The sequence below is a fragment of the Kitasatospora sp. NPDC004531 genome, assembly GCF_053602195.1.
Genome location: NZ_JBSGDD010000078.1, coordinates 1 through 26,322, shown reverse-complemented (window position 1 = coordinate 26,322; position 26,322 = coordinate 1). Strand labels below are relative to the sequence as shown.

General features: G+C 73.8%; 23 protein-coding genes. 19 read left to right on the top strand and 4 right to left on the bottom strand.

The genetic code is table 11. The annotated features are described in order from the left end of the window. Nucleotides 1-73 precede the first annotated feature (73 nt). The 19 genes from ACWEMJ_RS26035 (at nucleotide 74) to ACWEMJ_RS25945 (ending at nucleotide 22,351) form a co-directional block, all read left to right on the top strand. Nucleotides 74-1,003 (top strand): ABC transporter ATP-binding protein, encoded by a 930-nt coding sequence (locus ACWEMJ_RS26035; protein WP_452139548.1) that lies wholly within the window; start codon nucleotides 74-76, stop codon nucleotides 1,001-1,003. Further along, nucleotides 1,003-1,797, top strand: a complete 795-nt coding sequence (locus ACWEMJ_RS26030; protein ID WP_452139547.1) for an ABC transporter permease — start codon at nucleotides 1,003-1,005, stop codon at nucleotides 1,795-1,797. The genes ACWEMJ_RS26035 and ACWEMJ_RS26030 overlap by 1 nt, the downstream gene beginning before the upstream one ends. 67 nt (nucleotides 1,798-1,864) lie before the next feature. Further along, nucleotides 1,865-2,815, top strand: coding sequence for an ACP S-malonyltransferase (locus ACWEMJ_RS26025; protein ID WP_452139546.1), 951 nt, complete (start codon nucleotides 1,865-1,867; stop codon nucleotides 2,813-2,815). Beyond that, nucleotides 2,802-4,370, top strand: coding sequence for a class I adenylate-forming enzyme family protein (locus tag ACWEMJ_RS26020; protein WP_452139545.1), 1,569 nt, complete (start codon nucleotides 2,802-2,804; stop codon nucleotides 4,368-4,370). Before ACWEMJ_RS26025 ends, ACWEMJ_RS26020 begins: the two co-directional genes overlap by 14 nt. Then, nucleotides 4,351-4,599 (top strand): acyl carrier protein, encoded by a 249-nt coding sequence (locus ACWEMJ_RS26015; RefSeq protein WP_452139544.1) that lies wholly within the window; start codon nucleotides 4,351-4,353, stop codon nucleotides 4,597-4,599. Before ACWEMJ_RS26020 ends, ACWEMJ_RS26015 begins: the two co-directional genes overlap by 20 nt. A gap of 13 nt (nucleotides 4,600-4,612) precedes the next feature. Next, nucleotides 4,613-5,818 carry an aminotransferase-like domain-containing protein gene (locus tag ACWEMJ_RS26010; RefSeq protein ID WP_452139543.1) on the top strand — a complete coding sequence of 402 codons (1,206 nt, stop codon included), beginning with the start codon at nucleotides 4,613-4,615 and terminating at the stop codon, nucleotides 5,816-5,818. Next, nucleotides 5,815-8,157 carry a lantibiotic dehydratase gene (locus ACWEMJ_RS26005; protein ID WP_452139542.1) on the top strand — a complete coding sequence of 781 codons (2,343 nt, stop codon included), beginning with the start codon at nucleotides 5,815-5,817 and terminating at the stop codon, nucleotides 8,155-8,157. Before ACWEMJ_RS26010 ends, ACWEMJ_RS26005 begins: the two co-directional genes overlap by 4 nt. Then, complete coding sequence (gene sbnA, locus ACWEMJ_RS26000) at nucleotides 8,154-9,209, top strand: 2,3-diaminopropionate biosynthesis protein SbnA (protein WP_452139541.1); 1,056 nt, start codon at nucleotides 8,154-8,156, stop codon at nucleotides 9,207-9,209. Before ACWEMJ_RS26005 ends, sbnA begins: the two co-directional genes overlap by 4 nt. Further along, nucleotides 9,206-10,234, top strand: a complete 1,029-nt coding sequence (gene sbnB, locus ACWEMJ_RS25995; RefSeq protein ID WP_452139540.1) for a 2,3-diaminopropionate biosynthesis protein SbnB — start codon at nucleotides 9,206-9,208, stop codon at nucleotides 10,232-10,234. The genes sbnA and sbnB overlap by 4 nt, the downstream gene beginning before the upstream one ends. Further along, on the top strand, nucleotides 10,231-10,986 hold the full coding sequence (gene fabG, locus ACWEMJ_RS25990; protein WP_452139539.1) for a 3-oxoacyl-ACP reductase FabG: 756 nt from the start codon (nucleotides 10,231-10,233) through the stop codon (nucleotides 10,984-10,986). Before sbnB ends, fabG begins: the two co-directional genes overlap by 4 nt. Before the next feature lie 50 nt (nucleotides 10,987-11,036). Continuing rightward, nucleotides 11,037-11,327 carry an acyl carrier protein gene (locus ACWEMJ_RS25985; RefSeq protein ID WP_035864774.1) on the top strand — a complete coding sequence of 97 codons (291 nt, stop codon included), beginning with the start codon at nucleotides 11,037-11,039 and terminating at the stop codon, nucleotides 11,325-11,327. 2 nt (nucleotides 11,328-11,329) lie between these two features. After that, nucleotides 11,330-11,845 (top strand): 3-hydroxyacyl-ACP dehydratase FabZ, encoded by a 516-nt coding sequence (gene fabZ / locus ACWEMJ_RS25980; protein WP_452139538.1) that lies wholly within the window; start codon nucleotides 11,330-11,332, stop codon nucleotides 11,843-11,845. A 43-nt stretch (nucleotides 11,846-11,888) separates the two neighbouring features. Continuing rightward, nucleotides 11,889-13,916: an N-acetyltransferase family protein gene (locus ACWEMJ_RS25975; protein ID WP_452139537.1), complete on the top strand. Its 2,028-nt coding sequence runs from the start codon at nucleotides 11,889-11,891 to the stop codon at nucleotides 13,914-13,916. Nucleotides 13,917-13,952: 36 nt separating this feature from the next. Beyond that, a complete protein-coding gene (locus tag ACWEMJ_RS25970; protein WP_452139536.1) occupies nucleotides 13,953-14,990 on the top strand; it encodes an aminomethyl transferase family protein in 1,038 nt (345 codons plus the stop codon). After that, nucleotides 14,990-17,311: a beta-ketoacyl synthase N-terminal-like domain-containing protein gene (locus ACWEMJ_RS25965; RefSeq protein ID WP_452139535.1), complete on the top strand. Its 2,322-nt coding sequence runs from the start codon at nucleotides 14,990-14,992 to the stop codon at nucleotides 17,309-17,311. Before ACWEMJ_RS25970 ends, ACWEMJ_RS25965 begins: the two co-directional genes overlap by 1 nt. 578 nt (nucleotides 17,312-17,889) lie before the next feature. Continuing rightward, nucleotides 17,890-18,819 (top strand): hypothetical protein, encoded by a 930-nt coding sequence (locus ACWEMJ_RS25960; RefSeq protein WP_452139534.1) that lies wholly within the window; start codon nucleotides 17,890-17,892, stop codon nucleotides 18,817-18,819. Further along, complete coding sequence (locus ACWEMJ_RS25955) at nucleotides 18,816-19,085, top strand: hypothetical protein (RefSeq protein ID WP_452139533.1); 270 nt, start codon at nucleotides 18,816-18,818, stop codon at nucleotides 19,083-19,085. Before ACWEMJ_RS25960 ends, ACWEMJ_RS25955 begins: the two co-directional genes overlap by 4 nt. Nucleotides 19,086-19,481: 396 nt before the next feature. After that, complete coding sequence (locus ACWEMJ_RS25950) at nucleotides 19,482-20,657, top strand: hypothetical protein (protein ID WP_452139532.1); 1,176 nt, start codon at nucleotides 19,482-19,484, stop codon at nucleotides 20,655-20,657. A gap of 41 nt (nucleotides 20,658-20,698) precedes the next feature. Then, on the top strand, nucleotides 20,699-22,351 hold the full coding sequence (locus ACWEMJ_RS25945; protein ID WP_452139531.1) for a DHA2 family efflux MFS transporter permease subunit: 1,653 nt from the start codon (nucleotides 20,699-20,701) through the stop codon (nucleotides 22,349-22,351). Between the two features lie 25 nt (nucleotides 22,352-22,376). Here the strand turns inward: ACWEMJ_RS25945 and ACWEMJ_RS25940 are convergent, their stop codons facing one another. From ACWEMJ_RS25940 to ACWEMJ_RS25925, 4 genes are all read right to left on the bottom strand, one after another. Beyond that, the gene (locus tag ACWEMJ_RS25940) at nucleotides 22,377-23,375 is read right to left on the bottom strand and encodes a LuxR C-terminal-related transcriptional regulator (protein WP_452139530.1); all 999 of its coding nucleotides are present in this window, start codon (nucleotides 23,373-23,375) and stop codon (nucleotides 22,377-22,379) included. Nucleotides 23,376-23,530: 155 nt separating this feature from the next. Further along, nucleotides 23,531-25,369 (bottom strand): BTAD domain-containing putative transcriptional regulator, encoded by a 1,839-nt coding sequence (locus tag ACWEMJ_RS25935; protein WP_452139560.1) that lies wholly within the window; start codon nucleotides 25,367-25,369, stop codon nucleotides 23,531-23,533. A 58-nt stretch (nucleotides 25,370-25,427) separates the two neighbouring features. Continuing rightward, the gene (locus ACWEMJ_RS25930) at nucleotides 25,428-25,703 is read right to left on the bottom strand and encodes a hypothetical protein (RefSeq protein ID WP_452139529.1); all 276 of its coding nucleotides are present in this window, start codon (nucleotides 25,701-25,703) and stop codon (nucleotides 25,428-25,430) included. 166 nt (nucleotides 25,704-25,869) lie between these two features. Beyond that, a complete protein-coding gene (locus tag ACWEMJ_RS25925; protein ID WP_452139528.1) occupies nucleotides 25,870-26,172 on the bottom strand; it encodes a hypothetical protein in 303 nt (100 codons plus the stop codon). Between the last annotated feature and the right edge of the window lie 150 nt (nucleotides 26,173-26,322).

The window sequence follows — 26,322 nt, the reverse complement described above, 5'->3', positions numbered from 1 at the left end:
CCGCCGAATCGTGAGGACTCGGATGATGATCGATTACCAGAACCGTACGGCGTCGAGGGGGACGGCGTCCCCCTTGGCGGCTGAACTCTCCAGTGTGGTCAAGCGGTTCACCAACGCCAAGGGCGAGGTGTTCACGGCCGTCAACGGGCTGGATCTGCGGATTCGGCGGGGCGAGGTGGTGGCGTTCCTCGGGCCGAACGGCGCGGGCAAGACCACGTCGATCGACATGCTGCTGGGGCTGACCCGGCCGGATGAGGGCGAGGTGCGGCTGTTCGGGGTGAGCCCCGAGCAGGCGGTGCGGGCCGGGCGGGTGGCGGCGGTGCTGCAGTCCGGTGGCCTGCTGCCGGACCTGACGGTCGAGGCGACCGTGCACATGCTGGCCTCGCTGCACCCGGGCTCGGACCCGGAGCGGTGCATGGCGCGGGCGAACATCACCGAGCTGCGGGCCCGCCGGGTCGCGGCCTGCTCGGGCGGTGAGCAGCAGCGGCTGCGTTTCGCGCTGGCGCTGCTGTCGAAGCCGGACTTCCTGGTGCTGGACGAGCCGACCGCCGGCATGGACGTGGTGGCGCGGCGGGACTTCTGGGCGGCCGTCCGGGAGGACGCGGCGCGCGGCATGACGGTCATGTTCGCCACCCACTACATGGAGGAGGCGGACCAGTTCGCCGACCGGGTGGTCATGATCAACAAGGGCGCGGTGGTGGCCGACGGCTCGGCCTCCTCGATCCGCGCCGCGACCAGCGGCCGCACCGTCTCCGCGGTGCTCAGCCCGTACGAGGCGGGCGTGGTCTCCCGGACGCCGGGGGTCCGCTCCAGCACCGTGCGGGGCGAGCGCACCTACTTCACCTGCACCGACTCGGACGCGCTGCTGCGGGTGCTGGTCGGCGAGACGCAGGCGCGGGACATCGAGGTGGCGCCGCGCAGCCTGGAGGAGGCCTTCATGGCCATCACCGAGAACGCCGGCCGCGCCGAGAGCGTCGCCAACGCCCAGAAGGAGAACGTCTGATGGCCGCCGCCACGGCGCCCGCCGCCGCCCGCACCTCGGTCTTCAACGGGGTGAACCCGACCTTCGTCCGCCACGAGCTGCGCCGCCGCTTCAACCGGCAGACCACGATCTTCACGGTGCTGCTGCCCGCGGTGCTGTACCTGGCGCTGTTCCGCACCGCCCCGTCCGGCGGGGCCGACCTGCCGCACGGCAACTTCGCCGCCTGGATGATGATCGGCCAGGCGGTGTACGGCGCGGCCACCGCGGCCGTCAGCTCGGCCGCCACCATCTCGGTGGAGAAGTCCGTGGGCTGGATGCGGACCATCGCGATGAGCCCGCTCACCCCGCCCGGCTATCTGCTGGTCAAGGTGCTCTGCTCGGTGCTGATGGCCGGCGTGCCGGTCGCCATCGTGGGAGCGCTGGGTGCGCTGACGGGCGCTCACGCCGACGCGAACGTGTGGGTGGTCTCGCTGCTGGTGGCCTGGATCGGCGCCGCCGTGTTCGCCGCGCTCGGCATCGGCATGGGCCTGGCGATGAAGCCCGACGTGGTGATGCACATGCCGGGCCTGACGATGACCGCGCTGGCCTTCCTGGGCAACCTGTTCATCCCGCTCAGCGGCGTGATGCTGGAGGTCTCCCGCTACACCCCGATGTACGGGGTGGCGACGCTGGCCCGGTACCCGCTGAACGACGGCTTCTCCTTCCACGGGGAGCACTCCAGCGTGGCCGGCGCGGTTTTCAACCTGCTGGCCTGGTTCGCCGGCTTCTCGTTCCTGGCGATCCGCCGCTTCCGCAAGTCCACCGGCCGCCCGTAAGCACGCGGCCCCCCGCCGGGCGTTCCCGCGCCGGGCGCAGGTCCCATCCGAAAGGAGGTTCGAACTGATGTTCGCATTCATAGCGCCCGGCCAGGGCTCCCAGACCCCCGGCATGCTCGCCGCCTGGCTGCGCGACCCGGCCACCGCCGAGCGGGTGCGGGCCTGGTCCCAGGCCGCCGACCTCGACCTGGTGCACCTCGGCACCAAGGCCCCGGCCGCCGAGATCGCCCGCACCGAGCACACCCAGCCGCTGCTGGTCGCCGCCGGACTGCTCGCCCACCACGAGCTGGCCGACGCCGTCCGACCGGGCGGGGCGGTGGCGGCCGGCCACTCGGTCGGCGAACTCACCGCCGCCGTGTACGCCGGAGTGCTGGAGCCCGCCGACGCGGTGCGGCTGGCCGCGGTCCGCGGCCGGGCGATGGCCGAGGCGTGCGCCGAGGCGCCCACCTCGATGGCCGCCGTGGTCGGCGGCGAGCAGCGCGAAGTCCTCGACCGCATGGCCGAGTTGGGCCTGACGGCGGCGACCTTCAACGGCCCCGGCCAGATCGTCGCCGCCGGTCTCGAAGCGGACCTGATGCGGCTGGCCGTCGCCCCGCCCGCCGGGGCCACCGTCAAGCCGCTCAGCGTGGCCGGCGCCTTCCACACCCCGTTCATGGAGTCCGCCCGGCAGACCTTCGCGGCCGCCGCCGAGCAGGTGCCGTTCGGTCCGCCCACCCAGCTGCTGCTGTCCAACGCGGACGGCGCGGTCGTCGAGGACCCGGCGGATATCCGCGCCCGCCTGGTGCGGCAGGTGGTCAGCCCGGTCCGCTGGGACCTGTGCCTGGACCGCCTCGGCGAACTGGCCCCGGAGGCGACGCTGTCGCTGCCGCCCGCCAAGACGCTCGCCAACCTGCTCAAGCGCCACCGCCCCGAACTGGACGTGCTGTCCGTGAACACCGCCCGGGACGTCGTCCGGGCCCGCCAGCGGCTCGCCGCCGCCGAGCTCAGCGAGGGAGTGGCCGTCCATGCCGGTGTCTGACCTGCTCGCCTACCCGCTCCTGGAGCGGGCCGACCACCCCGCCGTGATCGACGCCGACGGCACCGTCAGCTACCGGCAGCTGGGCGGGGACGTGGACCGCGCGGTCGGCTGGCTGCGCGGCCGGGGCCTCGCCGCCGGAGACCGGGTGGTGTACGCCGGCGGCAACGACCGCGCGTTCCTCGCCCTGTTCTGGGCCACCCTGCGGATCGGGGCGATCTTCGTCCCGGTCCACCCGGAGCTGACCGACCAGCAGATCGACCACATCGTCGCCGACTCCGAGGCCGCGCTGGCCGTCTGCCGCCCCGAGGCCGGCCGCCGCGCCGCCCGCACCGTCGAGGTCGGGCAGGCCTGGCAGCAGGTGCTCGCCACCGCCGAGGACGGCCACCGCGCCGACGTCGACGAGGACGCGGTCGCGATGCTGATCTACACCTCCGGCACCACCGGCCGCCCCAAGGGCGTGGTCTGCCCGCACCGCCAGATGCTCGCCGCGCTGGACGCCGTCAACGCCTGCCTCGGCTACCGGCAGGACGACGTGGTGCTGTGCCGGCTGCCGCTCTCCTTCGACTACGGCCTCTACCAGGCCCTGCTGTCCGCCCTGGTCGGCGGCACCCTGGTGCTGGCCCGCCGCAGCGAGGACGTCGGACTGCTCCGGCTGATCGAACGCACCGGCGTCACCGTCGTCCCGCTGGTGCCCTCGCTGGCGCAGATGCTCACCCTGCTCCAGTCCAAGCTCCACCGCCCCACCCGGGTGCGGCTGTTCACCAACACCGGCGCCCGCCCCGGCCGGGCCGTGATGGCGGAGCTGCTGGAGGTCTTCCCCGGCTCCGAGTTCGCCTCGATGTACGGCATGACCGAGTGCAAGCGGATCTCCATCCTCGACCCGGACGAGTACGCCGAGCACCCCGACTCGGTCGGCCCGCCGATCCCCGGCGACCGGGTCCGCATCGTGGCCGCCGACGGCGGCGGGCTCGGCCCCCGCGAGACCGGCGAGATCGTGGTCTGGGGCCCGACCGTGATGGCCGGCTACTGGCGGATCCCGCTGGAGGAGCAGAACCGTTTCGTCCGCCGCCCGGACGGCTCGCTGGAGCTCCACACCGGCGACCGCGGCTGGCTCGACGAGGACGGCCGGCTCTACTTCGTCGGCCGCGACGACGACGTGATCAAGCGCCGCGGCATGCGGATCGCCCTCACCGAGATCGAGGACGCCGCCGAGCGCCTCCCCGGCGTCACCGCCGCCGTCGCGCTGCGCCCCGAGCAGGAGAGCGGCCCGCTGGTGCTCGCCGTGCACGGCGCCCTCCCGCCCGAGCAGGTCCGGGCCGCGCTGCACGGCCGGCTCGACCCCAGCCGGATGCCCGACCGGGTCGTCGCGCTGGACAGCGTCCCGCTGACCGCCAACGGCAAGCCGGACCGGGCCGCCGCCAAGCGCCTGGTCGAGGCCGCCGCCGCCGCGGAGACGGCCGCCGCCACCGCCGCCGCCGAAGCGTCCGAGCTCCACCGAACCCACCAGACCGTCACCGCATCCCCGAGGGGCAGCCATGAACCAGTCGCAGTTTGACCAGCTCGTCGAGCGGATCTGCGCCGTGCAGGTCACCGACTCCGAGACCCCGCTCGTGGACCTGGGCGTCGACTCGCTGCACACCATCGCCCTGGTGATGGCCGTCGAGGAGGAGTTCGGCATCGAGGTCGACCCCGACGCCCTCGCCGACCCGGCGCTGGCCTCCCCGGCCGGACTGTTCCGCTACGTGCAGAACTGGTCCGCCGACGCCGCCCCGGCCCGAGTCTGAGGAACCGCCAGCCATGTGGACCGACACCAGACCCGCGGCAGAGATGCCCCGGCTGTTCGAGAAGGGCGGGGACGTCATCTCCCTGGCGGGCGGACTGCCCGACCTGGACGTCCTGCCGCTGGGCGACATCTCCCAGCAGCTCGCCCGACTCGTCCGCCTCGGCGGCAAGCTCGCCCTGCAGTACACCACCCCGCACGTCGCCAAGGCCCTCGTGCCCGCCGTCGCCGACCTGATGGCCCGCGAGGACGGCCACGCGAGCGCCGACAACCTGATCCCCACCAGCGGCTCCCAGATGGGCCTCACCGCCGTCGCCCTCGCCCTCGGCACCCCCGGCGACACCATCCTGGTGCAGACCCCCGCCTACCCCGGCGCCACCGCCGCGTTCCGCACCGCCGGCCTCGGACTGCACGCCGCGGCGGAGGACGCCGAAGGCCTCTGCCCGCAGCAACTGCGCGCCACCGTCCGGGAGTTGCGGGCGGACGGCCGCACCGTGCGGCTGCTGTACGTCAACCCGACCTTCCAGAACCCGACCGGCGCCACCCTCTCCGTCCCGCGCCGCGCCGCGATCCTCGCCGCCTGCCGCGAACTCGACCTGCTGCTGATCGAGGACAACCCCTACGGCCTGCTCGGCTTCGACGGCACCACCACCACCCTGTTCCAGGCCCTCGACCCGCAGCAGGTGGTCTACCTCGGCACCTTCTCCAAGATCTTCGCCCCCGGCCTGCGCTCCGGCTGGATCGCCGCCCCCGAGCACCTGCGCTACGACCTCGCCCGGGTCGCCGAGATCATCTCGCTCTCGCCGTCCGCCCTCGCCCAGGGCGCCCTGGCCGCCTACTACTCCCGCAGCGGCTGGACCGAACTGATCGACCGCTACCGGGACAGCTACCGCGAACGCTGCACCCTGATGGCCGACGCGCTGGACGCCGAACTCGGCGCCGACAGCCCATGGACCTGGCAGCGCCCCGACGGCGGCTTCTACCTCTGGCTGCGCCACCGCGACGGCGCCGACGCCACCCGCTACGCGCAGGCCGCCGCCGCCCACGGCATCTCCTTCGTCCCCGGCGGACACTTCTCCATCGACGGCGAGCACAACGACGGCATCCGGCTCTGCTTCAGCAACGTGCCCCGCAAGAAGATCACCGAAGGCATCGCCCGGCTCGCCGCCGCACTGACCGAAACCCCCGCCGCCGCCCGCGAGTTGGCGGAGGTGTCGGGATGACCGCCCCCGCCGTCGAGGCCGCCCGCGCCGTGGACTGGGCGGACTTCGCCCCGCTCCACCCGCTGGCCGGCACCGACTGGCAGGTCTGGGGCGTCGGACTGCTCCGCAACGCCGGCTTCCCGGTCTCCGGCCTCGACCTGATCGGCGGCGCCGCCGCCCCGGCCGCCGCCGCCCGGCTCGCCGCCGGCGACGCCACCGCCGAGGAGTTCGACACCGCCTACCGCGCCGACGTGGACGCCGAGGCCGCCCGCCTCGCCGCCCTCGCCACCGACCCCAAGCTCCGCCTCGCCATCGCCTGGCAGAACCGCACCGTCTTCCGCATCCTCGACTCGCTCGCCGCCCCCGGCGGCAAGGAGACCAAGCGCCGCCAGCGCGAACGCACCCTCGCCATGTACTGGCTGCGCTACTGCGCCAAGGCCGAGACCATCGGCTTCTTCGGCCCCGGCGCCTGGATCGGCGTCGGCCGCACCCAGGAAGCCGTCGGCATCGACCACGGCCCCGCCCTGGTCGCCGCCGCCCGCACCTCCCTGGAGCGCTGGACGGTCGCCGCGATCGCCGACTGGATGGCCGAACAGCCCGGCGCCCGCTGGTGGTTCCCGCCGATGCTGCGCCCCGACGTCCACCTCGACGGCGAGCAGCTGGTGCTCTCCAACCGCAAGACCCTCCGGCTGCGCCCCGAGGAGGCGCAGGTGCTGCGGCTCGCCGACGGCGACCGCAGCGCCGAGCGGATCACCGACCTGCTGATCGCCGACCACGGCTGGGACGCCGCCGGCGCCCGCAGCGCGGTCGACAAGGCGCTGAACCGGCTGCTGCGGCAGCGGGTGCTCGGCTGGGACGCCAACATCCCCGTCGACGTCCGCGCCGAGGAGGTGCTGCGCCGCCGCGTCTCCGCCATCGGCGACCCCGAACTGTTCGTCCGCTACGACGCGGTGCTCGCCGAACTCGCCCGCCACAAGCGGGAGATCGACCGGGCCGGGACCGCCGAGCAGCTGGTCGAGGCACTCGACGCGCTGGACGCGTACTTCGTGGCGACCACCGGCCAGGCCGCCTCCCGCGAGGAGGGCAAGGCCTACGCCGGCCGCACCCTGGTCTACCAGGACACCCTGCGGGACTGCCGGATGGAGCTCGGCCGGGACTTCCTGGACGGCATCGCCCGCCCGCTCGCCCTGGTCGCCGACGCCGCCGACTGGTTCGGCAACCGGCTGGCCGAACTGGTCGAGGCCGAGGTCGTCGAGCTGGTCCGCAGGGCCGCCGCCCGGCAGCGCCCCGGCGCCGCCGTCACCCTCGCCGACGTCTGGCCGCAGACCCTGGCGCTGTTCTGGGGCGAGCACAACCACCCCGTCCAGCAGGCCGTCCGGGAGCTGGCGCTGAAGTGGCGCGAGGTCATCGGCGAGGTTCCCGAGGGCGCCACCCGGATCGACCTGGGCGTCGAGCAGATCGCCGCGAAGACCCGGGAGGTGTTCGCCACCGGCCCGGTGCGCTCCCCGCACCTCGCCGTGCACAGCCCCGACCTGCAGATCGTCGCCCGCTCGGCGGACGCCGTCAACAACGGCCACCACCTGGTCGTGCTCGGCGAGTTGCACGCCTGCCTGGCCACCCTCGACCTGCCGTTCCTGGACTGGACGGCCGACGCCGGCTCGCTGCGCGACAAGGTCAACCGGGCGATCGGCGGCGAACGGCTGGTGCCGCTGCTGCCGGTCGGCTGGAAGCGCAACAGCGGCCGCATGGTGCCCGCCCCGATCGGCGCGGGCGACCGCCTGATCGGCTTCACCCGCGCCCCGTTCGACCAGCGGGAGCGGATCGAGCCCGCCGTCGCCATCACCCTCACCGAGACCGACGGCACGCTCACCGCGACCACCTCCGACGGCCGCACCCGGACCCTCTCCGAACTGCTCGCGGTGCTGATCTCGATCATCGCCTGCGACGCGTTCAAGATCGGCCTGGACCGCCCGCACGCCCCCCGGGTCACCCTCGACGACCTGGTGCTGTTCCGCGAGACCTGGCGGCTGCCCGCCACCGGCGTGGCCCTCGCGCCCAAGGCCGACCGGATGCGCGACTACCTGGCGGTGCGCCGCTGGGTCACCGACAACGCGCTGCCCGACCGGGCCTTCGTCAAGTTCCCCGAGGAGACGAAGCCCTCCCTGGTCGACTTCACCAGCCCGACGCTGGTGCTCTCCTTCGCCAACCTCGTCCGCCGGGCGGTGCAGTCGGACCCCGACGCCAAGGTCACCGTCAGCGAGCCGCTGCCGGCCCCCGAGGAGTCCTGGCTGCCCGACGCCGACGGCGAGCGCTACGTCAGTGAGCTCCGGCTCCAGATCAGCCGAAAGGTGCCGCAATGACCGTGCTCGTCCCCGACGGCGCCGAGGTGCGGACCCGCCCGCACCGTCCGTCGGACCCCGACATCGTCGCCACCATCGGCGGCACGCCGCTGGTGGCGCTGGACCGACTCTTCCCGCCCGCCCGCTTCCAGGTCTACGCCAAGTGCGAGCGGTTCAACCCCGGCGGCTCCATCAAGGACCGGGCCGCCAAGTCGATGGTCGAACAGGCCATCGCCACCGGCCGGATCGTGCCCGGCGTGTCCACCGTGGTGGAGTCCTCCTCCGGGAACCTGGGCATCGCCCTCGCCCAGCTCTGCAACTTCTACCGGCTCGGCCTGATCATCGTGGTCGACCCGCGCACCACCCCGCAGAACCTCGCCATCATGCGGGCCTACGGCGCCCGGGTGGAAGTGGTCGAGCACCGCGACCCCGCCACCGGCGAGTTCCTGCCCGCCCGGATCGCCCGGGTCAAGCACCTGCTGGCCACCGTCCCCGACGCCTGGTGGCCCAACCAGTACGCCAACGAGGACAACGCGCGGGCCCACCGCGCCACCATGCGGGAGATCGTGGAGGCCCTCCCCGCCGCCCCCGACTACCTGTTCCTGGCGGCCGGCACCACCGGCACCCTGCGCGGCTGCGCCGAGTTCATCCACGACCAGCAGCTGCCCACCCGGGTGGTCGCCGTGGACGCCGTCGGCAGCGTGATCTTCGGCCCGCCGGAGCCCTGGGAGGCCTCGCACCGGCGGACCATCCCCGGCCACGGCGCGGCGGTCGTCCCCGCCCTGCTGCGCCCCGGCCTCGCCGACCGGGTGGTCAAGGTGACCGACTCGGAGTGCATCCGCGGCTGCCGCAGCCTGCTGGCCGAGGAGTCGGTGCTGGCCGGCGGCTCGTCCGGCGCGGTGATCGCCGCCCTCCAGCAGGCCGCCGACTGGATCGAGCCGGGCGCCACCTGCGTCGCCGTGCTCCCGGACGGCGGCGACCGCTACCTCGACACCATCTACGACGACCAGTGGGTGGAGTCCTACCTCCGGCAGTACCTGCCGCAGACCGACCAAGAAAGGAGCCAGGCATGAGAATCCTCGGCCGGGAGGACGTCCGCGCCGCGCTCGCGGACCTCGACTCCACCGTCGTCGACCTGGTGCGCAACGCCTACGTGCTGCACAGCCAGGGCAAGTCCGACCTCCCGTTCTCCACCTTCCTGCGCCCGCTGCACCGCTCCGACTCGCGGATCATCGCACTGCCCGCCTACCTCGGCGGACCGGCCCCGGTGATGGGCCTGAAGTGGATCTCGTCCTTCCCGGAGAACACCAACCGGGGTATGCAGCGCGCCAGTTGCCTGTGCATCCTGAACGACCTGGAGTCCGGCTACCCGCTCGCCCTGATGGAGGGCAGCCAGATCTCCGCGGTCCGCACCGCGGCCGGCGCGGCGCTCGCCTCCGGGCTGCTGAACGCCGGACGCGAGGTCCGCACGGTCGGCCTGGTGGGCTGCGGCACCATCAACAACCAGGTGGTGCACTTCCTCACCCAGGTGCACGACGGCCTGGAGACCGTGCTGCTCCAGGACGCCTTCCCGGAGCGGGCCAAGGTGTTCGCCGCGGAGCTCGCCGCCGAGTACCCGGGCATCGCGTTCAAGGCCGTGACGCTCGGCCAGGCGCTGGCCGCCGACACCGTGTCGATCGCCACCACCGACTCCTCGTACTGGCTGGACCTGTCCGACCACCCGAACCGCCCCGACGGGCAGGTGATCCTGCACCTGTCGCTGCGCGACCTGTCGGTGGCCTCGGTGCTGGGCGCGGTCAACGTGGTCGACGACGCCGACCACGCGATCCGCGAGCAGACCTCGCTGCACAAGGCCGAGCAGCAGGCCGGCCACCGCCGCTTCGTCACCGCCGAGATCGGCGCGCTGCTCGACGGCACCGCCGAACTGCCGCCCGCCCGCACCGTGGTGTTCTCCCCGTTCGGCCTGGGCGTGCTGGACCTCGCGGTCGCCGAGGCGGTGCTGAACCACGCCGAGAAGCACGCTCTGGGCACTGAGGTCGACGGCTTCGACCCGGGCAGCCACAAGGTCACCTCCAACCTCGCCGGGAGCACGGCATGAGTCAGCAGCTGTTCACCGAGGGCACCAGGGCCGTCGTCACCGGGGCCTCCCGGGGCATCGGCGCGGCGATCGCGCTGCACCTGGCCGAGCACGGCTGCGACGTCGCGCTCAACTACCGCTCCAGCGCCGGCAAGGCCGAGCAGCTGGCGGAGAAGATCGAGGGCCTCGGCCGCAAGGCGCTGCTGGTGCGGGCCGACGTCTCGGACGAGGCGCAGGTCGCCGCGATGTACAAGGAGATCCGCACCGCCTGGGGCGGCGTGGACGTCGCGGTCCTCAACTCGGGCATCACCGCCGACGGCCACTTCGCGGCGATGAGCGCCGCCAAGTGGCAGGAGGTGATCTCCACCAACCTGACCGGCGCGTTCCTGACCGCCCGCGAGGCCACCAAGCAGATGTACGCGACCGGCGGGTCGATCGTCTTCATCGCCTCCACCTCGGGCATCGCCGGCCGGGTCGGCCAGGCCAACTACGCCGCCTCCAAGGGCGGGGTGATCGCGATGGCGAAGACCCTGGCCTACGAGGGCGCCCCGAAGAACATCCGGGTCAACGTGGTGGCGCCGGGCTTCATCGACACCGACATGGTGAAGAAGGTGCCCCGCGCCCAGCTGAAGGAGGCCGCGGCGGCGATCCCGCTGGGCCGGATGGGCACCCCGGAGGAGGTCGCGCAGGCGGCGGTCTTCCTGGCCAGCCCGGCGGCCTCGTACATCACCGCCAAGGTGCTCACCGTCGACGGCGGGATGCTCTACAGCTGACCCCCCAATCGAACTGACGTTCCATCAATCCCATATCCGAAAGGCACATCATGTCCACCGCCACCTTCGAGGACGTCCGGACCCAGGCCGAGCAGCGCCTGGAGAAGAACCTCAAGATCAAGTCGATGATCATCGACCGCCTGGGCCTGGACGCCGAGGCCGAGGTCGTCTCCGACAACCAGCCGCTGTTCGGCCGCGGCCTGGAGATGGACTCGCTGGACACCCTGGAGATCGTCGTCATGATCAACAACGAGTACGACGTGCTGATCAGCGACGACGACTTCGAGGCCTTCGGCTCCATCAACGCCCTGGTCGACTTCATCGAAGCCCGCGAGGTCTGACCGTGGCCACCGCCGTCGCGCCCGCCCGGGGCGCCGTCAAGGAGAAGCCCAAGACCTTCTCCTACTCCTCCGACGACATCAAGCGGATGCTGCCGCACCGCTGGCCGATGCTGATGATCGACCGCGCCTACGACGTGGTCCCCGGCGTCTCCGGCCGCGGCGTCAAGAGCGTCTCGGTCAACGAGCCGTTCTTCGCCGGCCACTACCCCGACCACTCGATCATGCCCGGCGTGATGATCGTCGAGGCGATGGCCCAGCTGGTCGCCGTGGTCTACGTCGCCGAGCTGCTGGAGGCTCCCGCTCCGGCCGAGGGCGACCCGTCGTCGAGCGTCGGCTACCTCGGCTCGATCAGCTCGATGAAGTTCTCCCGGCTGGTCGTCCCCGGCGACCAGCTCACCCTGGAGGCCAAGCTCGGCCAGAAGCTCGGCGGCCTGCGCTCCGTCTCCGTCCGCGCCACCGTCGGCACCGAACTCGCCGCCGCCGGCTCGCTGATCGTCACCACCGAACGCAAGGGCTGACCCCCGGTCGCCCCTCGGACCAGAGCAGACAAGGAGGTGTGGAATGTCCATCACGATCCGCCCGTACCAGGAGGGCGACGCGCATGACATCGCCGAGCTGTACAACCGTCACCGCGACAACCCCAACCCGGTGGCGGGCGGAATCACCGGCGACGAACTGGAACGCGAACTCGCCGAACGCGACACCGCGACGTTCCTGATCGCCGTCGACGACGGCCGGGTGGTGGGCACCTTCGGGCTGTTCCACAGCACCGGACGCCGCTCCGCCCGGGCCGGCGAGCTGATCGCCGACATGTTCTTCGTCGCCCCCGCGTACCGCAACGGCGTCATCACCGGACGGCTGTTCACCGAGGCCGTCGAGTGGATGATGCGCTGCGGCTGCCTGGTTCTCCGACTGACCGTCAACCCGGCCAACACCGTCGCCTTCAAGCTCTACCGGCGGGTCGGCTGCGTGTCGGTCGGCGAGACCGTCCCCGGCGAGGACGGCAACGTCGAGCTGCACAACTACATCCCGCTGATCCTGCGCAGCGTCTTCCACGACCTCGACCCGGAGGCGCTGGCCGCGCTCGGCCAGCTCAGCAGCTTCGGCAACGTCGCCGGCGGCCGCGACGACGAACTCCGGTCCGACGTACGGGTGGTGGACGGAATCCGCACCGTCGCCTACGCTCTGGCCCTCGGCGAGTTCAAGCTCGACGCCACCATCGACGTGGACCGCGGCCTGATGCTGGACGCGGCGCTCACCACCCCCGACGGCGCCGGCCGGCCGCTGAAGATCGCCGAACCGCCGTACGAGATCCGGATCCAGACGCCGGCCGAACCGCACCGCTTCGGCGACAGCGGCCTCACCGCCGAACTGGACGCCGCCGAAGGCACCCTCACCGTGCACGCCGAGGGCCACCACGGACCGGTGTTCGTCTCCACCTGGCCCAGCGCCGAGGCCGACCGCTCGGCCGGCTGGCGCGAAGGCCAGGCCCGCGAGCTGGAGATCCACCCCGTCGAGCACGGCGTCCAGGTCAGCGAGAGGTCCGGCGGCAACCGGGTCACCGGCACCCTCACGCTCCACCAGGGCGTGCTGGAGCAGGAGTTCACGTACACCACCCGGCCCGGCCGGATCTTCCAGACCGTCGGACTGCGCCAGGGCGACTTCACCCTGACCGGCCCCGACACCACCGTCCACCACCCGATCGGCACCGGCATCGGCGTCCGCGACACCTCCGAGGTGGTCGCCGCCGCGCAGACCGCCACCGCCGACACCGCCCTCGCCTGGACCGACGGCGCCACCCGGATCACCCTCCCGGCCGGCCGGCCGGTCCGGCTGATCCACACCACCCTGGTCGAACGCCACCTGGAGCCCGACGCCGACGGCACCGCCCGGCTGCGCACCGAACTCCGCGCCAGCACCGGCCAGGACCGCCCCACCGTTGTCCGCGCAGACCCCGAACCCGCCGACGGCGAACGGAAGTTGACCGTCAAGGCGAACGCCGGCGGGATCACCTCCTGGACCGAGAACGGCAAGAAGGTGCTGCGCAGCCCCGCCCCCCGCACCCGCGCCTTCGGCTGCAACCCGCGCTGGAGCGCAGGCGCCTGGGTCACCCTGGAGCACCACCGGCACAGCCTCGCCACCGGCCTCGGCTGGGGCGTCCCGACCGTCCGCGAGTGGGAGCAGAAGCACCCGCTCGGCCTGGCCGCCCCGCAGGAGCGGATCAGCTGGGAGGTCACCGCCCCCGAACAGGCCGCCGAGCCGGTCCGGATCGACGTTTACGCCCCCGGCGCGGACGAGGAGACGGTGCTCTGGCTCACCCCGGACACCCCGGCCGGCACCGCCGTGGTGCTGCACTCTGCCGGGAAGCGCCACGAGCTCGACTCCACCGCCTTCCGGCAGATCTGGGCGTCCACCGCCGCGATCCGCCTCACCAGCGGCCAGTGGCTGCACCTGGCGCCCGCCGCCGACGGCACCGGCTCGCCCGAGATCGTCCTGCGCACCACCTCCTCCGGACTGCTGATCGGCTGCGCGACGGCCGCCACCGAGGCCGCCTGGCAGCTGTCCGTCCACCCCGCACCCGCGATCTGACACCCCGTAAGCACCCTCGAAAGGACCACCCGAGCCATGACCACCACCGTTGCCGTGCGCACCGCGCAGGACGACTACACCACCGTCCGCACCGCCATCGGCGTCTACCCGATCACCGCCCCGCTGGTCCGGATCTCCGGCGGCGACCGCTACGAGTTCCTCGACCTGTTCCTCGCCAAGTCCAGCGAGTACGTCGAGCCGGACACCGTCCGCGAGGCGCTGGCGCTGAACCAGGACGGCACGCCGTTCGCGATCCTGCTGCACTTCGAGATCGGCGACGACTCCTGGCTGCTGCCCCGCACCCCCGTCTCCGCCGAGGAGCTGACCGGCTACCTGGCGGCGCTGGACGCCCCGTCCGACGTCACCGTCGAGGTCGCCCCCGAGGGCTGGGGCGCCACCGCGTTCGAGGGCCCGAAGGCCTGGGCCGCGGCCGCCGCGTTCGTCGAGTTCGACATCTCCGGCCTGACCCTGCACGGCGTCACCGAGTCCACCGTCCCCGGCGAGCCCGCGGCGCTCGCCCACCTCGCCCGGGTCGGCACCACCGGCGAGTACGGCTACCTGCTGCTCAGCAACGCCCCCGAGGCCGGCCACACGGCCGCCGTCGAGGCGGTGCTCGCCGAGGGCGGCGCCGAGGTCGGCCCCGAGGGCCTGGCCCGCGTCCAGGCCGAGGCCGGCATGGCCGTCTACGCCGCGGGCTTCGCCGGACTGCCGGTGCACGAGGCCGACCTGGCCTGGATGGTCGACTGGAACCGGATCGGCGAGTTCCTCGGCTCCGAGGAACTGGTCAAGCCCACCGCCGAGAACGCCAAGATCACCGCCCTGGCCGCCCCCGCCGGCGCCGCCTTCACCGCCGGCACCCCCGTCACCGCCGGCGGACAGCGGATCGGCACCGTCGTCTGGCAGGCCCCGTCCGCCAACGCCGACGAGGAACTGCTCGTCGCCCTGCTGGACGCCCCGTTCTGGGTGCCCGGCCTGGAGCTCGCCGCCGCCGACCAGGACGGCACCGACACCCCGGTGCGCACCGTCACCCAGCCCCGCGTCATCGCCGCCTCGCTGACCACCCGGATCCACTGATGACCAAGACCACCGAACGCATCGCCCTCACCGGCCTGGGCCTGATCACCGGCGCCGGCGACGACGTCGAGAAGAGCTGGGCGTCCATCTCCCAGGGCGTCACCGGCATCCGCACCAACACCCTCTTCGACACCACCCAGCTGCTCACCGACTGGGCCGGCATGGTCACCGCCGAGCAGCCCGACGACCTGGACCGCTGCTACGCCCTGGCGGCCACCGCGATCCGCGAGGCACTGCGCAACTCCGGCCTCGACCTGGACACCGTGGACCGCGACCGGGTCGCCGTCGTGGTCGGCTCCAGCCTCGGCGCGATGCCCACCCTGGAGACCGTGCACCGCGGCCTGGAGAAGGACGGCGTGCTCGACGCCGTCCAGGCCGCCGGCTCCCAACTCCCGTGCGTGGGCGACTACATCGCCGCCGAGTTCGACCTGCGCGGCCCCCGCGTGGTCCTCTCCAACGCCTGCGCGGCCAGCGCCGTCGCCCTCGGCTACGCGGCCGAACTGCTGTGGAAGGGCGAGGTCGACTACGTCATCTGCGGCGGCGTCGACCCGCTGGCCCAGCTCTCCGCGTACGGCTTCTCCGCCCTCGGCGCGCTCGACCCCGAGCCGTGCGCGCCGATGTCCGCCTCCACCGGGCTCACCCTCGGCGAAGGCGCCGGCTTCATGGTGCTGGAGTCCGCCGAGCGGGCCACCGAACGCGGCGCCACCGCGCTCGCCGAACTCGGCGGCTACGGTCTCTCCTGCGACGGCTACCACCAGACCGCCCCCGACCCGAGCGGCAAGGGCGCGGCCGCCGCGATGGCCCAGGCCCTGCGGACCGCCGGCCTGGCCCCCGAGGACGTCGACTACGTCAACCTGCACGGCACCGGCACCCCCGCCAACGACGTGTCCGAGCCCAAGGCCGTGAAGCTGCTGTTCGGCGCCGAGGTGCCGCCCGCCAGCTCCACCAAGTCGATGCTCGGCCACACCCTGGGCGCGGCCGGCGCGGTCGAGGCGATCGTCTCCACCATGGCGATCGACCGGGGCGTCATCCCGCCGACCCTCAGCACCCGGGGCGTCGACTCCCCGTTCGGACTGGACATCGTCCCGAACGCCGGACGGCCCGCCCCCCTTGAGGTGGTCGCCTCCAACTCCTTCGCGTTCGGCGGCAACAACGCCACCGTCGTGCTCAACAAGCCCGGCCGGCCCGCCCGTTCGGCCCGGCACACGCAGCCCGTGCACCACGTGGTGGTCACCGGCGTGGCCGGCCTGGCCGGCTCGGCCGGCTCCACCGCCGAACTGACCGCCGCCCTCGCCGAGGGCCGGGTCGGCTTCGACACCCTGGAGCAGGTCGCCGGCCTCGGCGAGCGGCCGATCGGCCGGATCGACGTCAAGGCCGTCGCCAAGCGCCTCAACCCCAGCAAGGCCCGCCGGATGGACCCGCTCGGCGTGCTCGCCGCCGGCGCCGTCGGCGACCTGTACGAGCGCCATGGCAAGCCGTCCCGCGCCGAGGCCGAAGGCACCGGCATCGTCTTCGCCACCGGCTACGGCCCCGTCACCTCGGTGCTGGACTTCCACCGCGGCGTCCTCGAAAAGGGCATCACCGGCGCCAACCCGGCGACCTTCGCCAACACCGTCGTCAACGCCGCCGCCGGACACGTCGGCATGCTGCACCGCTACCGCGGCTACACCGCCACCATCGCCAACGGCGGCACCTCCTCCGTCCTCGCGCTGCAACTGGCCGCCCGGGTCATCGCCCGCGGCATGGCCGACCGGATCATGGTCGTGGTCGCCGACGAGTTCCCCGAGCAGGCCCTGGCCACCCAGGCCCGGCTGCCCGGATACGCCAAGACCGCGCACGTCGTCCCCGGCGGCGGCACCGGCACCGTCCTCTCCGAGGGCGCGGCCGCGATCCTGCTGGAGTCCGAGGCCTCCGCCGCCGCCCGCGGCGCGAGCGTCCTGGCGGACGTGCGCGGCTTCGGGGCCTCCGGCGAACCGGCCGGCATCGGACGGATCGGCCGCGACGGCGAAGCCTGGGCCCGCGCCCTGCGCGCCGCCCTCGCCGAGGCCGACTCCACGCCCGAACAGATCGACACGGTCGTCTCCGCCGCGTCCGGCTACCGCCTGGTGGACGTCGCCCAGTCCCGCGCCCTCGCCCTGGCCGGCCTCGCCGACCGCCCCGCCGTCACCCCCAAGGCGCTCCTCGGCGAGACCTACGGCTCCGCCGGCGCCCTCGGCCTGGTCGCCGCCCTCGCCGGCGACGCCCCCGCCGGCCGCCTGCTCCTCTCCAGCTTCGCCTACGGCGGCTCCTACGCTGCCGCGGTGTTCGACGCGAGGCTGTGATGGGCACCGCACGAAACGCCCTGCGGGCAGCGGGCGCCTGGCTGGACGGCGGAACCCCGACGGACACCCTGCCCTGGTCCCGCCACCTGGGCCCACTCCTCGCCGCAGCGGGCACCCGGCACGACAGCGGATCCCCGCTGACGGCCGCCCAGCCCGTGCCCCGGCCGCGCCGGTCCGGGTCGGTGCTCGGAGCGGCGGGCGCCCGGCACGAGGGCGGGTCCCCGCTGACGGAGGCTCAACCCTTGTGCGGGCCCGGCCCGGAGGTTGCTGGGCACTGGCCGGCCGGCGGAGCTCCGGCGGAGTCGTTGCCCTGGTCCCGCCAGTCCGGGTCGGTCCTCGCGGCGGCGGGCGCCCGGCACGGCAGCGGATCGCCACTGGCGGAGGCTCACATGGCCGGTCTCCCGTTGCCCGGTGGGGCCTGCGGGTTCGGCTCGGTGCGCACTGCGTCGCAGGCCGCCGGAGGCCGGTCGGGCGGCGGAGCTCCGACGGAGGCGCTGCTCCGATCCCGCCAGGCTGGGTCGGTCCTCGCGGCAGCGGGCGTCCGGCGGGGCAGCGGATCGCCGCTGACGGAGGCCCACATGGTCGAGCTTGCCGGTGGGTTCGGCCCGGAGCGTGCTGCGCCGCAGGCTGCCGGGGACTGGCTGGAGGAGCAGCGTCCCGAGACCGACCTGGTCGGCGGGGAGGCGACGGCGGTCGTGCCGTCCCTGACTCCGGAGGCGGTGCCCGGCGGGGCGACCTCCTCCGGCCGGGTGTCGGGCGGCGGCCCGGCGCCCACCCCGGCGGCGACGGGCCGGCGGGCGACCGTGGAGGTCCGTACGGCCGCCCCCGGGCAGCCGGACCTTGCGTCGCCCGCCGCCCGAGGCCCGCTCAACAGCACGGCACTGCAAGGAAGTTCGGACGAGGAGGCAGCCATCGACTGCCTCGTCACCCGGCACCCGCACCTGCCGCGCGACCGGATGGGCCACCGGCTGAACGACGCCGGCCGGTGGCTGATCACCGAGGCGGTGGCGAGCCTGTACGGGGTGCGGCTGAGCCCCCGTGAGCTGGCCCGGGACGAGCACCGGCGGTGGAGCGTCCCGGCGCTCGGACTGACCGCCTCGGTCGCGCACTGCGACGCGTACTCCACGGTGGCGCTGGTCTCCGGCCAGACCGTCGGCGTGGACCTCCAGGACCACCGCGACCGCCCGTACGCGATGCAGTGGCTGGGCGCGCTGCTCGGCCGCCCGGCCGGCGAACCCGCCACCATGCGGGACTTCGCCGAGTGCGAGGCCCTGATCAAGGCCTCCCACCTACGCAAGGAGACTTTCGCGGGGGTCCGCCTCCCCGACTGGCGCCCGGGCTGGCGCCCCACCAACACCGGCCACCTGATCCGCTCCGCCGACCTCGGCCGGGGCCTCCACCTGGCCCTGGCCACCTACGCCCCGGCCGCCGTCCGCTGGTGGTGGCAGTCGCAGCCGTCCGCCCCCGCCGTCCGCACCGAAGCCCTCAGCCTGGAGTCCGCCGCATGACCCCGACCGCCACCCCCGCCCACCCGGCGTGGCCCGGGCCCACGGCCACCTCCGACACCGAGCCGACGCGCGAACTCGGCTCCCCGCACCCGGACTTCGACACCGCAGCGCGGCCCGGACCCGCTTTGACCCCGCAACCCGCCCTCGGCCGCGCTCAGCGCACCCCCGGCGCCGCCCGTCCGGCCCAGGACACTCGCGCCGCAGCGCCCGAATTCCGCGACCCGTCAACGGGCTTCGCCGCCCCGACCCTGGAGCTCGCCGCATGACCCCGACCGCCGCCGCCCACCCGGCGTGGCCCGGACCCGCCCCGGCGACGAACGCGACCCCGACCCCGCGATCCGCCCTCGGCCGCGCGCAGCGCACCCCTGGTGCCGCCCGTCCGGCCCAGGACTTTCGCATCGCAGTGCCCGAATTCCGCGACCCGTCAACGGGCTTCGCCGCCCCGACCCTGGAGCTCGCCGCATGACCCCGACCGCCGCCGCCCACCCGGCGTGGCCCGGACCCGCCCCGGCGACGAACGCGACCCCGACCCCGCGATCCGCCCTCGGCCGCGCGCAGCGCACCCCTGGTGCCGCCCGTCCGGCCCAGGACTTTCGCATCGCAGTGCCCGAATTCCGCGACCCGTCAACGGGCTTCGCCGCCCCGACCCTGGAGCTCGCCGCATGACCCCGACCGCCACCGCCACCGCCCCCACCGCCCCGGCCCGTGTCTACGCCCGGCGGATCTCGCAGATCGAGCGCGGCTACCTGAACGCCAACGCCACCGGCACTCCGCAGCTGATCCAGATGGTGATCGAGGGCGAGGGCCGCATCGAGCCGGAGCAACTCGCCGACGCCGTACGGCAGTCCACCGCCGCCAACCCGGGTCTCGCGGTTCGTCGCCGGGGCGCCAACTGGCGTGCCGAGGACAGCCTGCCGCCGATCACCGAGCTGCCCGCCGAGGCCGGCTTCGAGCATCCGTTCTTCCACCGCGACCTGGACGTGGTCGCCGGGCCGGTCTGCGAACTCGGCCTCGCCAATGGGCCGGTGACCCGCCTGGTGGTGCGGGCCAGCCACATCGTCACGGACGGCCGGGGTCTGCGGTACTGGATCGAGGACCTGTTCCGGGCGCTGCGCGGCGAGGACACCGTCGGCGCGGCCGCCACCGTCGACGACACCCACTTCCGCACCGCCGCCGCGCCCGTCCCGGCCGCCCCCGTCCCGGCCCGGGTCGAAGGCGGGCCCGCGATTCTCGGGCAGGGCCCGGCCGACGGGACGGCGCTCTGGCTGCGCCGTTCGATCGCCGCGACGCCGTCCGCCGTCACCGCCCGGATCGGCGCGGCGGTCTCCCGGCTGCTGGCGGCCGACGCCGGCCGCCTGATCATTCCGGTGGATCTGCGCCGCCACGACCGCGAGGTGCGCTCCACCGCCAACCTGACCTCCCAGCTGGTCCTCGACCTGCACCGCGAGGACCGCTGGAACCGGCTGCACAGCCAGCTGCTGGCGGCCATGCTCCGCAAGCGCGAAGTCGCCGCCCTGGAGCGGGACTTCCTGCGCAACAACCCGTTCGCGAACTCGCTGCGGGAGGCCCAGGAGCTGGACGGCACCCGCTTCCCGTGCACCGCGATCCTCACCGACCACGGCCGGATCGACACCGAGCTGTACCGCACCCCGCAGTTCCGTCCCACCGAGTACTACACGCTGCCGATGCTCGTCCCGTACGCCGAGATGTTCCTCAGCACCTGCCGGCTCGACGGCCGCACCGAACTCACCCTCTCCTGCCGCAACCGGCCCGACGCCCGCCCGGCCGCCGAGGCCGTCCTGGACGAGGTCGAACGCGCCCTGCTCGCCGCCGACTGACTCGGCCACCCCTCCTCCCCGCTGATGAAGGACCCGCGAAGATGCCCACCAAGCAGTCCGCCCGCAGCACGGTGAACGCGGCCAAGGACAAGTCCCGCCGCGCGCCGGGCCCGGCCCGCAAGCCCGCCGCCGCGACGCCGCCCACCGCGAAGCCCACCGCCCCGTCGAAGAAGCCCGCCGCCCCGTCCCCGCAGGCCCCCGCCCCCGAGGAGACCGTCACCGCCGTCGCGCCCCCGCAGCCCGACCCGGCCGTCGCCCCGGACCAGCCCAGCGACGCGCCCCCCGCCCAGAGCGGCGGCGAGGCCCCGTCCAAGGCCGCGCTGATCACGATGGTGGTCGCCATCGCCGGCGGCTTCATCGCGCTGCTGGACACCACCATCGTCAACGTCTCCATGCAGGAGACCACCGCCCGCTTCGGCGGCATCAACCAGGTGCAGTGGGTGGTGACGGCCTACCTGCTGGCGCTCGCGGCGACGATGCCCGCGACCGGCTGGCTGGCCACCCGCTTCGGCACCAAGCGGGTGTTCGCCGCGGCGACGGCGCTGTTCGCGCTGGGTTCGCTGGGCTGCGCCGCCGCCCAGTCGCTGGACCAGCTGATCGCGTTCCGCGGCCTGTCCGGCGCGGCCGCCGGCATCCTGACCCCGGCCTCGACGATCCTGCTGACCCGGGGCGTGCCGCGCGAGCACCTGGGCAAGGTGCAGGGCCTGAACGGTTCGGTGATGCTGATCAGCCCGCTGCTCGGCCCGACCATCGGCGGCCTGCTGGTGGCGTGGGGCGGCTGGTCGGCGGTGTACGTGGTGAACATCCCGTTCTGCGCCGTCCTGCTGTTCGCCGCCGTGCGCTGGGTCCGCAAGGACGCCCCGCCGGCCGGCAGCGCCAAGCCGCTGGACCTGCTGGGCCTGGTCTCCTCGGCGACCGCCACCGTCTCGCTGGTGCTGGCCATCCACGAGTACGCCGAGCAGGGCGCGAGGGCCACCGTCGCGCTGCTGGTGCCGATCGGCCTGGCGGTGCTCGGCGCGGTGGTCTTCGTGTGGCGCGAGCTGACGGCGCGGTTCCCGCTGCTCGACCTGCGGCTGTTCCGCATCCCGGTGTACGCGACGGCCGTGCTGAACATCTTCTGCCTGGGCTTCGTCCTGTACTCGCCGATGATGCTGATCCCGCTGTACTTCGAGGACGCCCGCGGCGAGTCCGCGGTGACCACCGGCCTGTTGATGTCCACCGGCGGCCTGGGCGTGGTGACCGCGGCCTGGCTGTCCCGGGTGCTGCTGCGGAAGATCGGCGGCGGTGCGACGGTGCTGATCGGCATCGGCCTGACGATGGTCGCCACCGTCCCGATGACCGGCCTGACCGCCACCACTTCCTACCCGCTGATCTGCGTGAGCCTGGTGGTCCGCGGCCTGGGCACCGGCCTGACGATCGTGCCGACGATGACCCGGGCGTTCCAGTCGATCCGACAGGAGTCCATCCCGGACGCCTCCGCGCAGCTCAACCTGACCCAGCGGATCGGCGGCGCGCTGGCCATCGCGGTGGTCACGGTGGTGCTCACCGACTCCGCCCGCAGCCACCACGGCATGGTGCCGGCCGCGTTCGCGCACTCCTTCGGCTGGCTGCTCGGGGTGTACGGCGTGACGCTGCTGCCCGCGCTGGCGCTCCTCCTCGCGGACCGCTGGGAGAAGAAGCGCCGAGCAGCGTGACGAGCAGCCGGTACGACGCCCGCGGTCAGCGCGTGGCGGGGAGCCAGCCGTCCTGGACGGCGTGCACCCCGGCCTCGAAGCGGCTGCGGGCGTCCAGGCGGTCCATCAGGTTGGCGGCGAACCGGCGGGCGGTGCGCGGCGAGACGCCCATCCGCTTGGCGATGGCCTCGTCGGTGTGGCCCTGGGCGAGCATCTTCAGCACCGCCAGCTCGTGCGGGGGCATCTCGTTCTCGTCGCAGCACCTGGGCGCGTCCCCGACCGGGATCGCGCCCGCCCACACGCCCTCGAACAGCGCGCACAGCGCGGCCACCGTGCCGGCGCCGCGCAGCACCACCGCCCCGGCCCGGGCGTCGTCGGTGTCGATCGGCAGGACCGCCTGCTGCCGGTCGAAGATGATCATGCGGATGGGGAGTTCGGGCACCGTGCGGACCTGGCCGCCCTGCAGGTTCAGCCAGGTCACGTGGTCCAGCGTCGGCCGGTGGTTGCGGACGCTGTCCAGGTAGACGGTGCGCATCTGCACGCCGCGCTCCAGCAGTGCCGCGTTCGGCTGTCGGCTGGCCCGCAGGTCCTCCTCGGTGTGGGCGCCGCCGGGGGCGAAGGTCGCCACCTCCTGGCGCACCGAGCCGGCCAGTTCGGCCAGCCGCTCGCGAATCATCTCCGGGCCGTTCAGCTGCTCGGACGACGCGTCGGTGGCGGTCGGCCGGAACGCCGAGCACTCCGCGATCAGTTGGGCCGCCGCGGCCCTCGACGCCTCCACCCGCAGCTGCTGGGCGGCCAGTTCGGCCTGCTGACGGGCCAGCAGCACCTCCATCGCCGTCTCCGGGCCGACCGCCCGGAACCCGATGCCCTCGCGGGCGGACGGCTGGATCAGGGCCAGTTCGCTGAGCCGGTCGAGCCCGGTGCGGACTCTGTCCTCGGTCAGGCCCAAGGCTCTGGCCAAGGCCGCGACACCGGCCTGTGGATCGGCCAGCATCCGGCGGTATATGGACTCGGCCTCCGCATCGAGCCCCAGAACGTCCAGCATGGATCGGTCCCCGTTTCGATCAGCGCCAGTAAGCAGGTCTACATGATTTCCCGAGCTTACTGACACACGGCAACCACATACTGGCCCGCGCGTTCCACGAAGATGACCGGACAACGGCGCCCCGGACACGGCCGGCGGAACGACCCTCCCGCCGCTCAGACGCCGGCGGTGACGGCGAGTTGACCGACCGTCACACCGGTGCCGTCCGGCGGCTCCGGGAGCAGCCGCGAGCAGTCCCGGAGCAGGCTGTGGAACGAGAACAGGGCCGCCCCCTCCTGCCGGATCAGGTTGTTCTCGAACAGCGCGTCGAGGCAGCACTCCACCTCGTCCGCGCTCAGCCCGGTCACCGCCGCCGCCCGGTCCACGTCGAACGAACCGGCCGGCTGGCGGCTCATCAGGCAGCTGAACCGCTGCTGCGCCCGGTCCAGGTACTGGTAGGACGCGCGGAGCAGCGCCATCAGGTCGCGGTCGCCGGTGCGCAGGCAGCGGGCCCGGCGCTCCGGGTCGGCCAGCCGCTCCACCAGGTCGCCCACCGACCACGCCGGACGGTCCCGCAGCCGGGTCGCGGCGATCCGCACCGCCAGCGGCAGGTAGCCGCACAGCGCCGCCGCCTCGGCCGCCCGGACGGGCTCGCGGGCCACCCGGTGCTCGCCGGCCACCCGGGCGAGCAGCTGGACCGCGTCGCCGGGCGGCAGCACGTCCAGCGGCAGCGCCACCGAGCCGTCCAGCGCGCTCAGCTTGCGCCGGCTGGTCACCAGCACCAGGGTCTCGCCGGCGCCGGGCAGCAGCGGGCGCACCTGGGCGCTGGCCGCGGCGTCGTCCAGCACCAGCAGGCAGCGCCGGCCGGCCAGCCGGGAGCGCCACAGCGCGGAGCGCTCCTCCAGCGAGGCCGGGATGCGCTCCGGCGGCAGGCCGTCGGCGTGCAGCAGCGCGGCCAGGGCCTGCGCGGGCGGGACCGGCGGCCGGGACTCGTCGAAGCCGTCGAGCGCGGCGAAGAACTGCCCGTCGGGGAAGTCGGCGGTCACCCGGTGCGCCAGCCGCACCGCCAGGGTGGTCTTGCCGACGCCGCCCATGCCGTCGATCGACAGCATCAGCGGGGCGCCCGCCGTCCGCCCGGCCACCGCCTCCTGGAGCAGCGCCAGTTCGGCGGTGCGGCCGGTGAAGTCGGCCAGGTCGTGCGGCAGGCAGTTGGGCCGCTGCCCGGGCGCGGGGTGCTCCGCGGCCGCCGGGCGGGCCTCCACCGGTTCCGGCGTGTCGTGCACGCCGGGCGCGTCGGCGAGGATCTCCGCCTGCAGCGCCCGCAGTTGGGGGCTCGGCTCCAGGCCGAGCTCGTCCGCCAGGAACCGCCGGCCCTCGTCGTACACCGCCAGCGCGTGCGCCTGCCGGCCGCTGCGGCACAGCGCCGTCATCAGGCTCCGCCGCAGCGAGTCGCGCAGCGGGTACTCGGCCAGCAGCGCCGTCAACTCGCCGACCAGCGAGGAGGTCTCACCGACCTTCAGGCGCAGCGCCATCAGGTCCTCCAGCGCGGTCAGCCGCTGTTCGTTCAGCTTGACGGCGGCGCTGGTCACCGCCGGGCAGTGGATGCCCGCGAAGGCCTCGCCGCGCCACAGGTCCACCGCGGCCTGCAGCAGGCGGATGGCCTCCGGGAACCGCCCGTCCCGTTCGGCGGCACGGGCCTCCCGCACCTGGCGGGTGAAGCGGTGCGCGTCCACCGCGTCCTCGGGCACCGCCAGCCGGTACCCGACGTCCACCGTCACCAGCCGGTGCTCGCCGGCGGCCAGCACCCGTCTCAGGTCGCGGATCGCGTTGTGCACCTGCGGTCTGGCCGACGGCGGCGGGTCCTCCCACAGCTCGTCCACCAGGAAGTCCATCGGTACCACCCGCCCGGCGTTCAGGAGCAGCAGCGCCAGGAGTCTCTGCTGCCGCATGCCCCGGACGTCCACCAGGACGCCGCCCTGACGCGTCTCCAGCGCGCCCAGGACCAGGTATTCCATCGTGCTCACCCCCGTGAGTTCGATCGGTCGGATCTGCTCGTCGGTGTCCTGCGGGGGCTCAGCCGCCCCAGGTGACGTCCCCGTTCGGGCCGTTCTCGGTGACCGCGGCCAGGCCGGGCAGGCCGGGGGTCCGGCCCCAGGTGACGTCGTCGTTCGGGCCGAGGACGGTGTGCAGGCTGCCCGAGGCGGTCAGCACCGGGTTGCCGGGCGCCCCGCCCCAGGTGACGTCGCCGGCGACATTTCCGGAGTATTCCACCGACGCCGCCGAAATGACCGCGGCGGCAATTGCGGCGACCGAGAAAGCAACCAGCTTGGAGACGCGGGTGACCAGCACGGAATTCTCCCGAAAAAGTGTGGTGAGTTCTCCGGGATTCATTTCCCGGAGTTTCGGCCGGCGGCTGCTCCCGCCGACACCACTACTGTGCCGCCCCGGCGGCCCGGAGGGAACAGGTCCCGGCTGGACGGAACATGCACTGTCCTAAGCCGTCCACGGTCCCCCGCTACTCGAAGCCCCACCAGGGGCCCGGAACCAGCGCCGCGCCCACCGACAGCACGGCGAAGCCGCCCAGCGCGGGCTCACCCTCGACGGCCCGCCGCACCAGCGCGGCCGCCCGCGCCTCCGCCTCCAGCAGCGTCGCCGACAGGCTGAACACCCCCACCGTGACCTGGTCGGACGCCGTGCGGTGGACGCTGACGTGCTCCAGCGCGTCCTGGGCCAGCGCATGGGCACGGATTAATTCCGCCAGCCCGGGAGGAGTCTCTCGACCGGCCGGCGCGCGCAGTCGTGCGTGAACCAGATACATACTCCCATCTTCGGCTCCGCCACTAGGTGCTCGAACAATTTCCTGCTGGTCCGTTTATGCCATGTCCTAAAGCGACCAGGCGGGGCATCCGGCGAAATCGGTCCTCGACTCGACCCCCGGGCAGGGCGGCCCGGCCCTGCCCCGCACGCC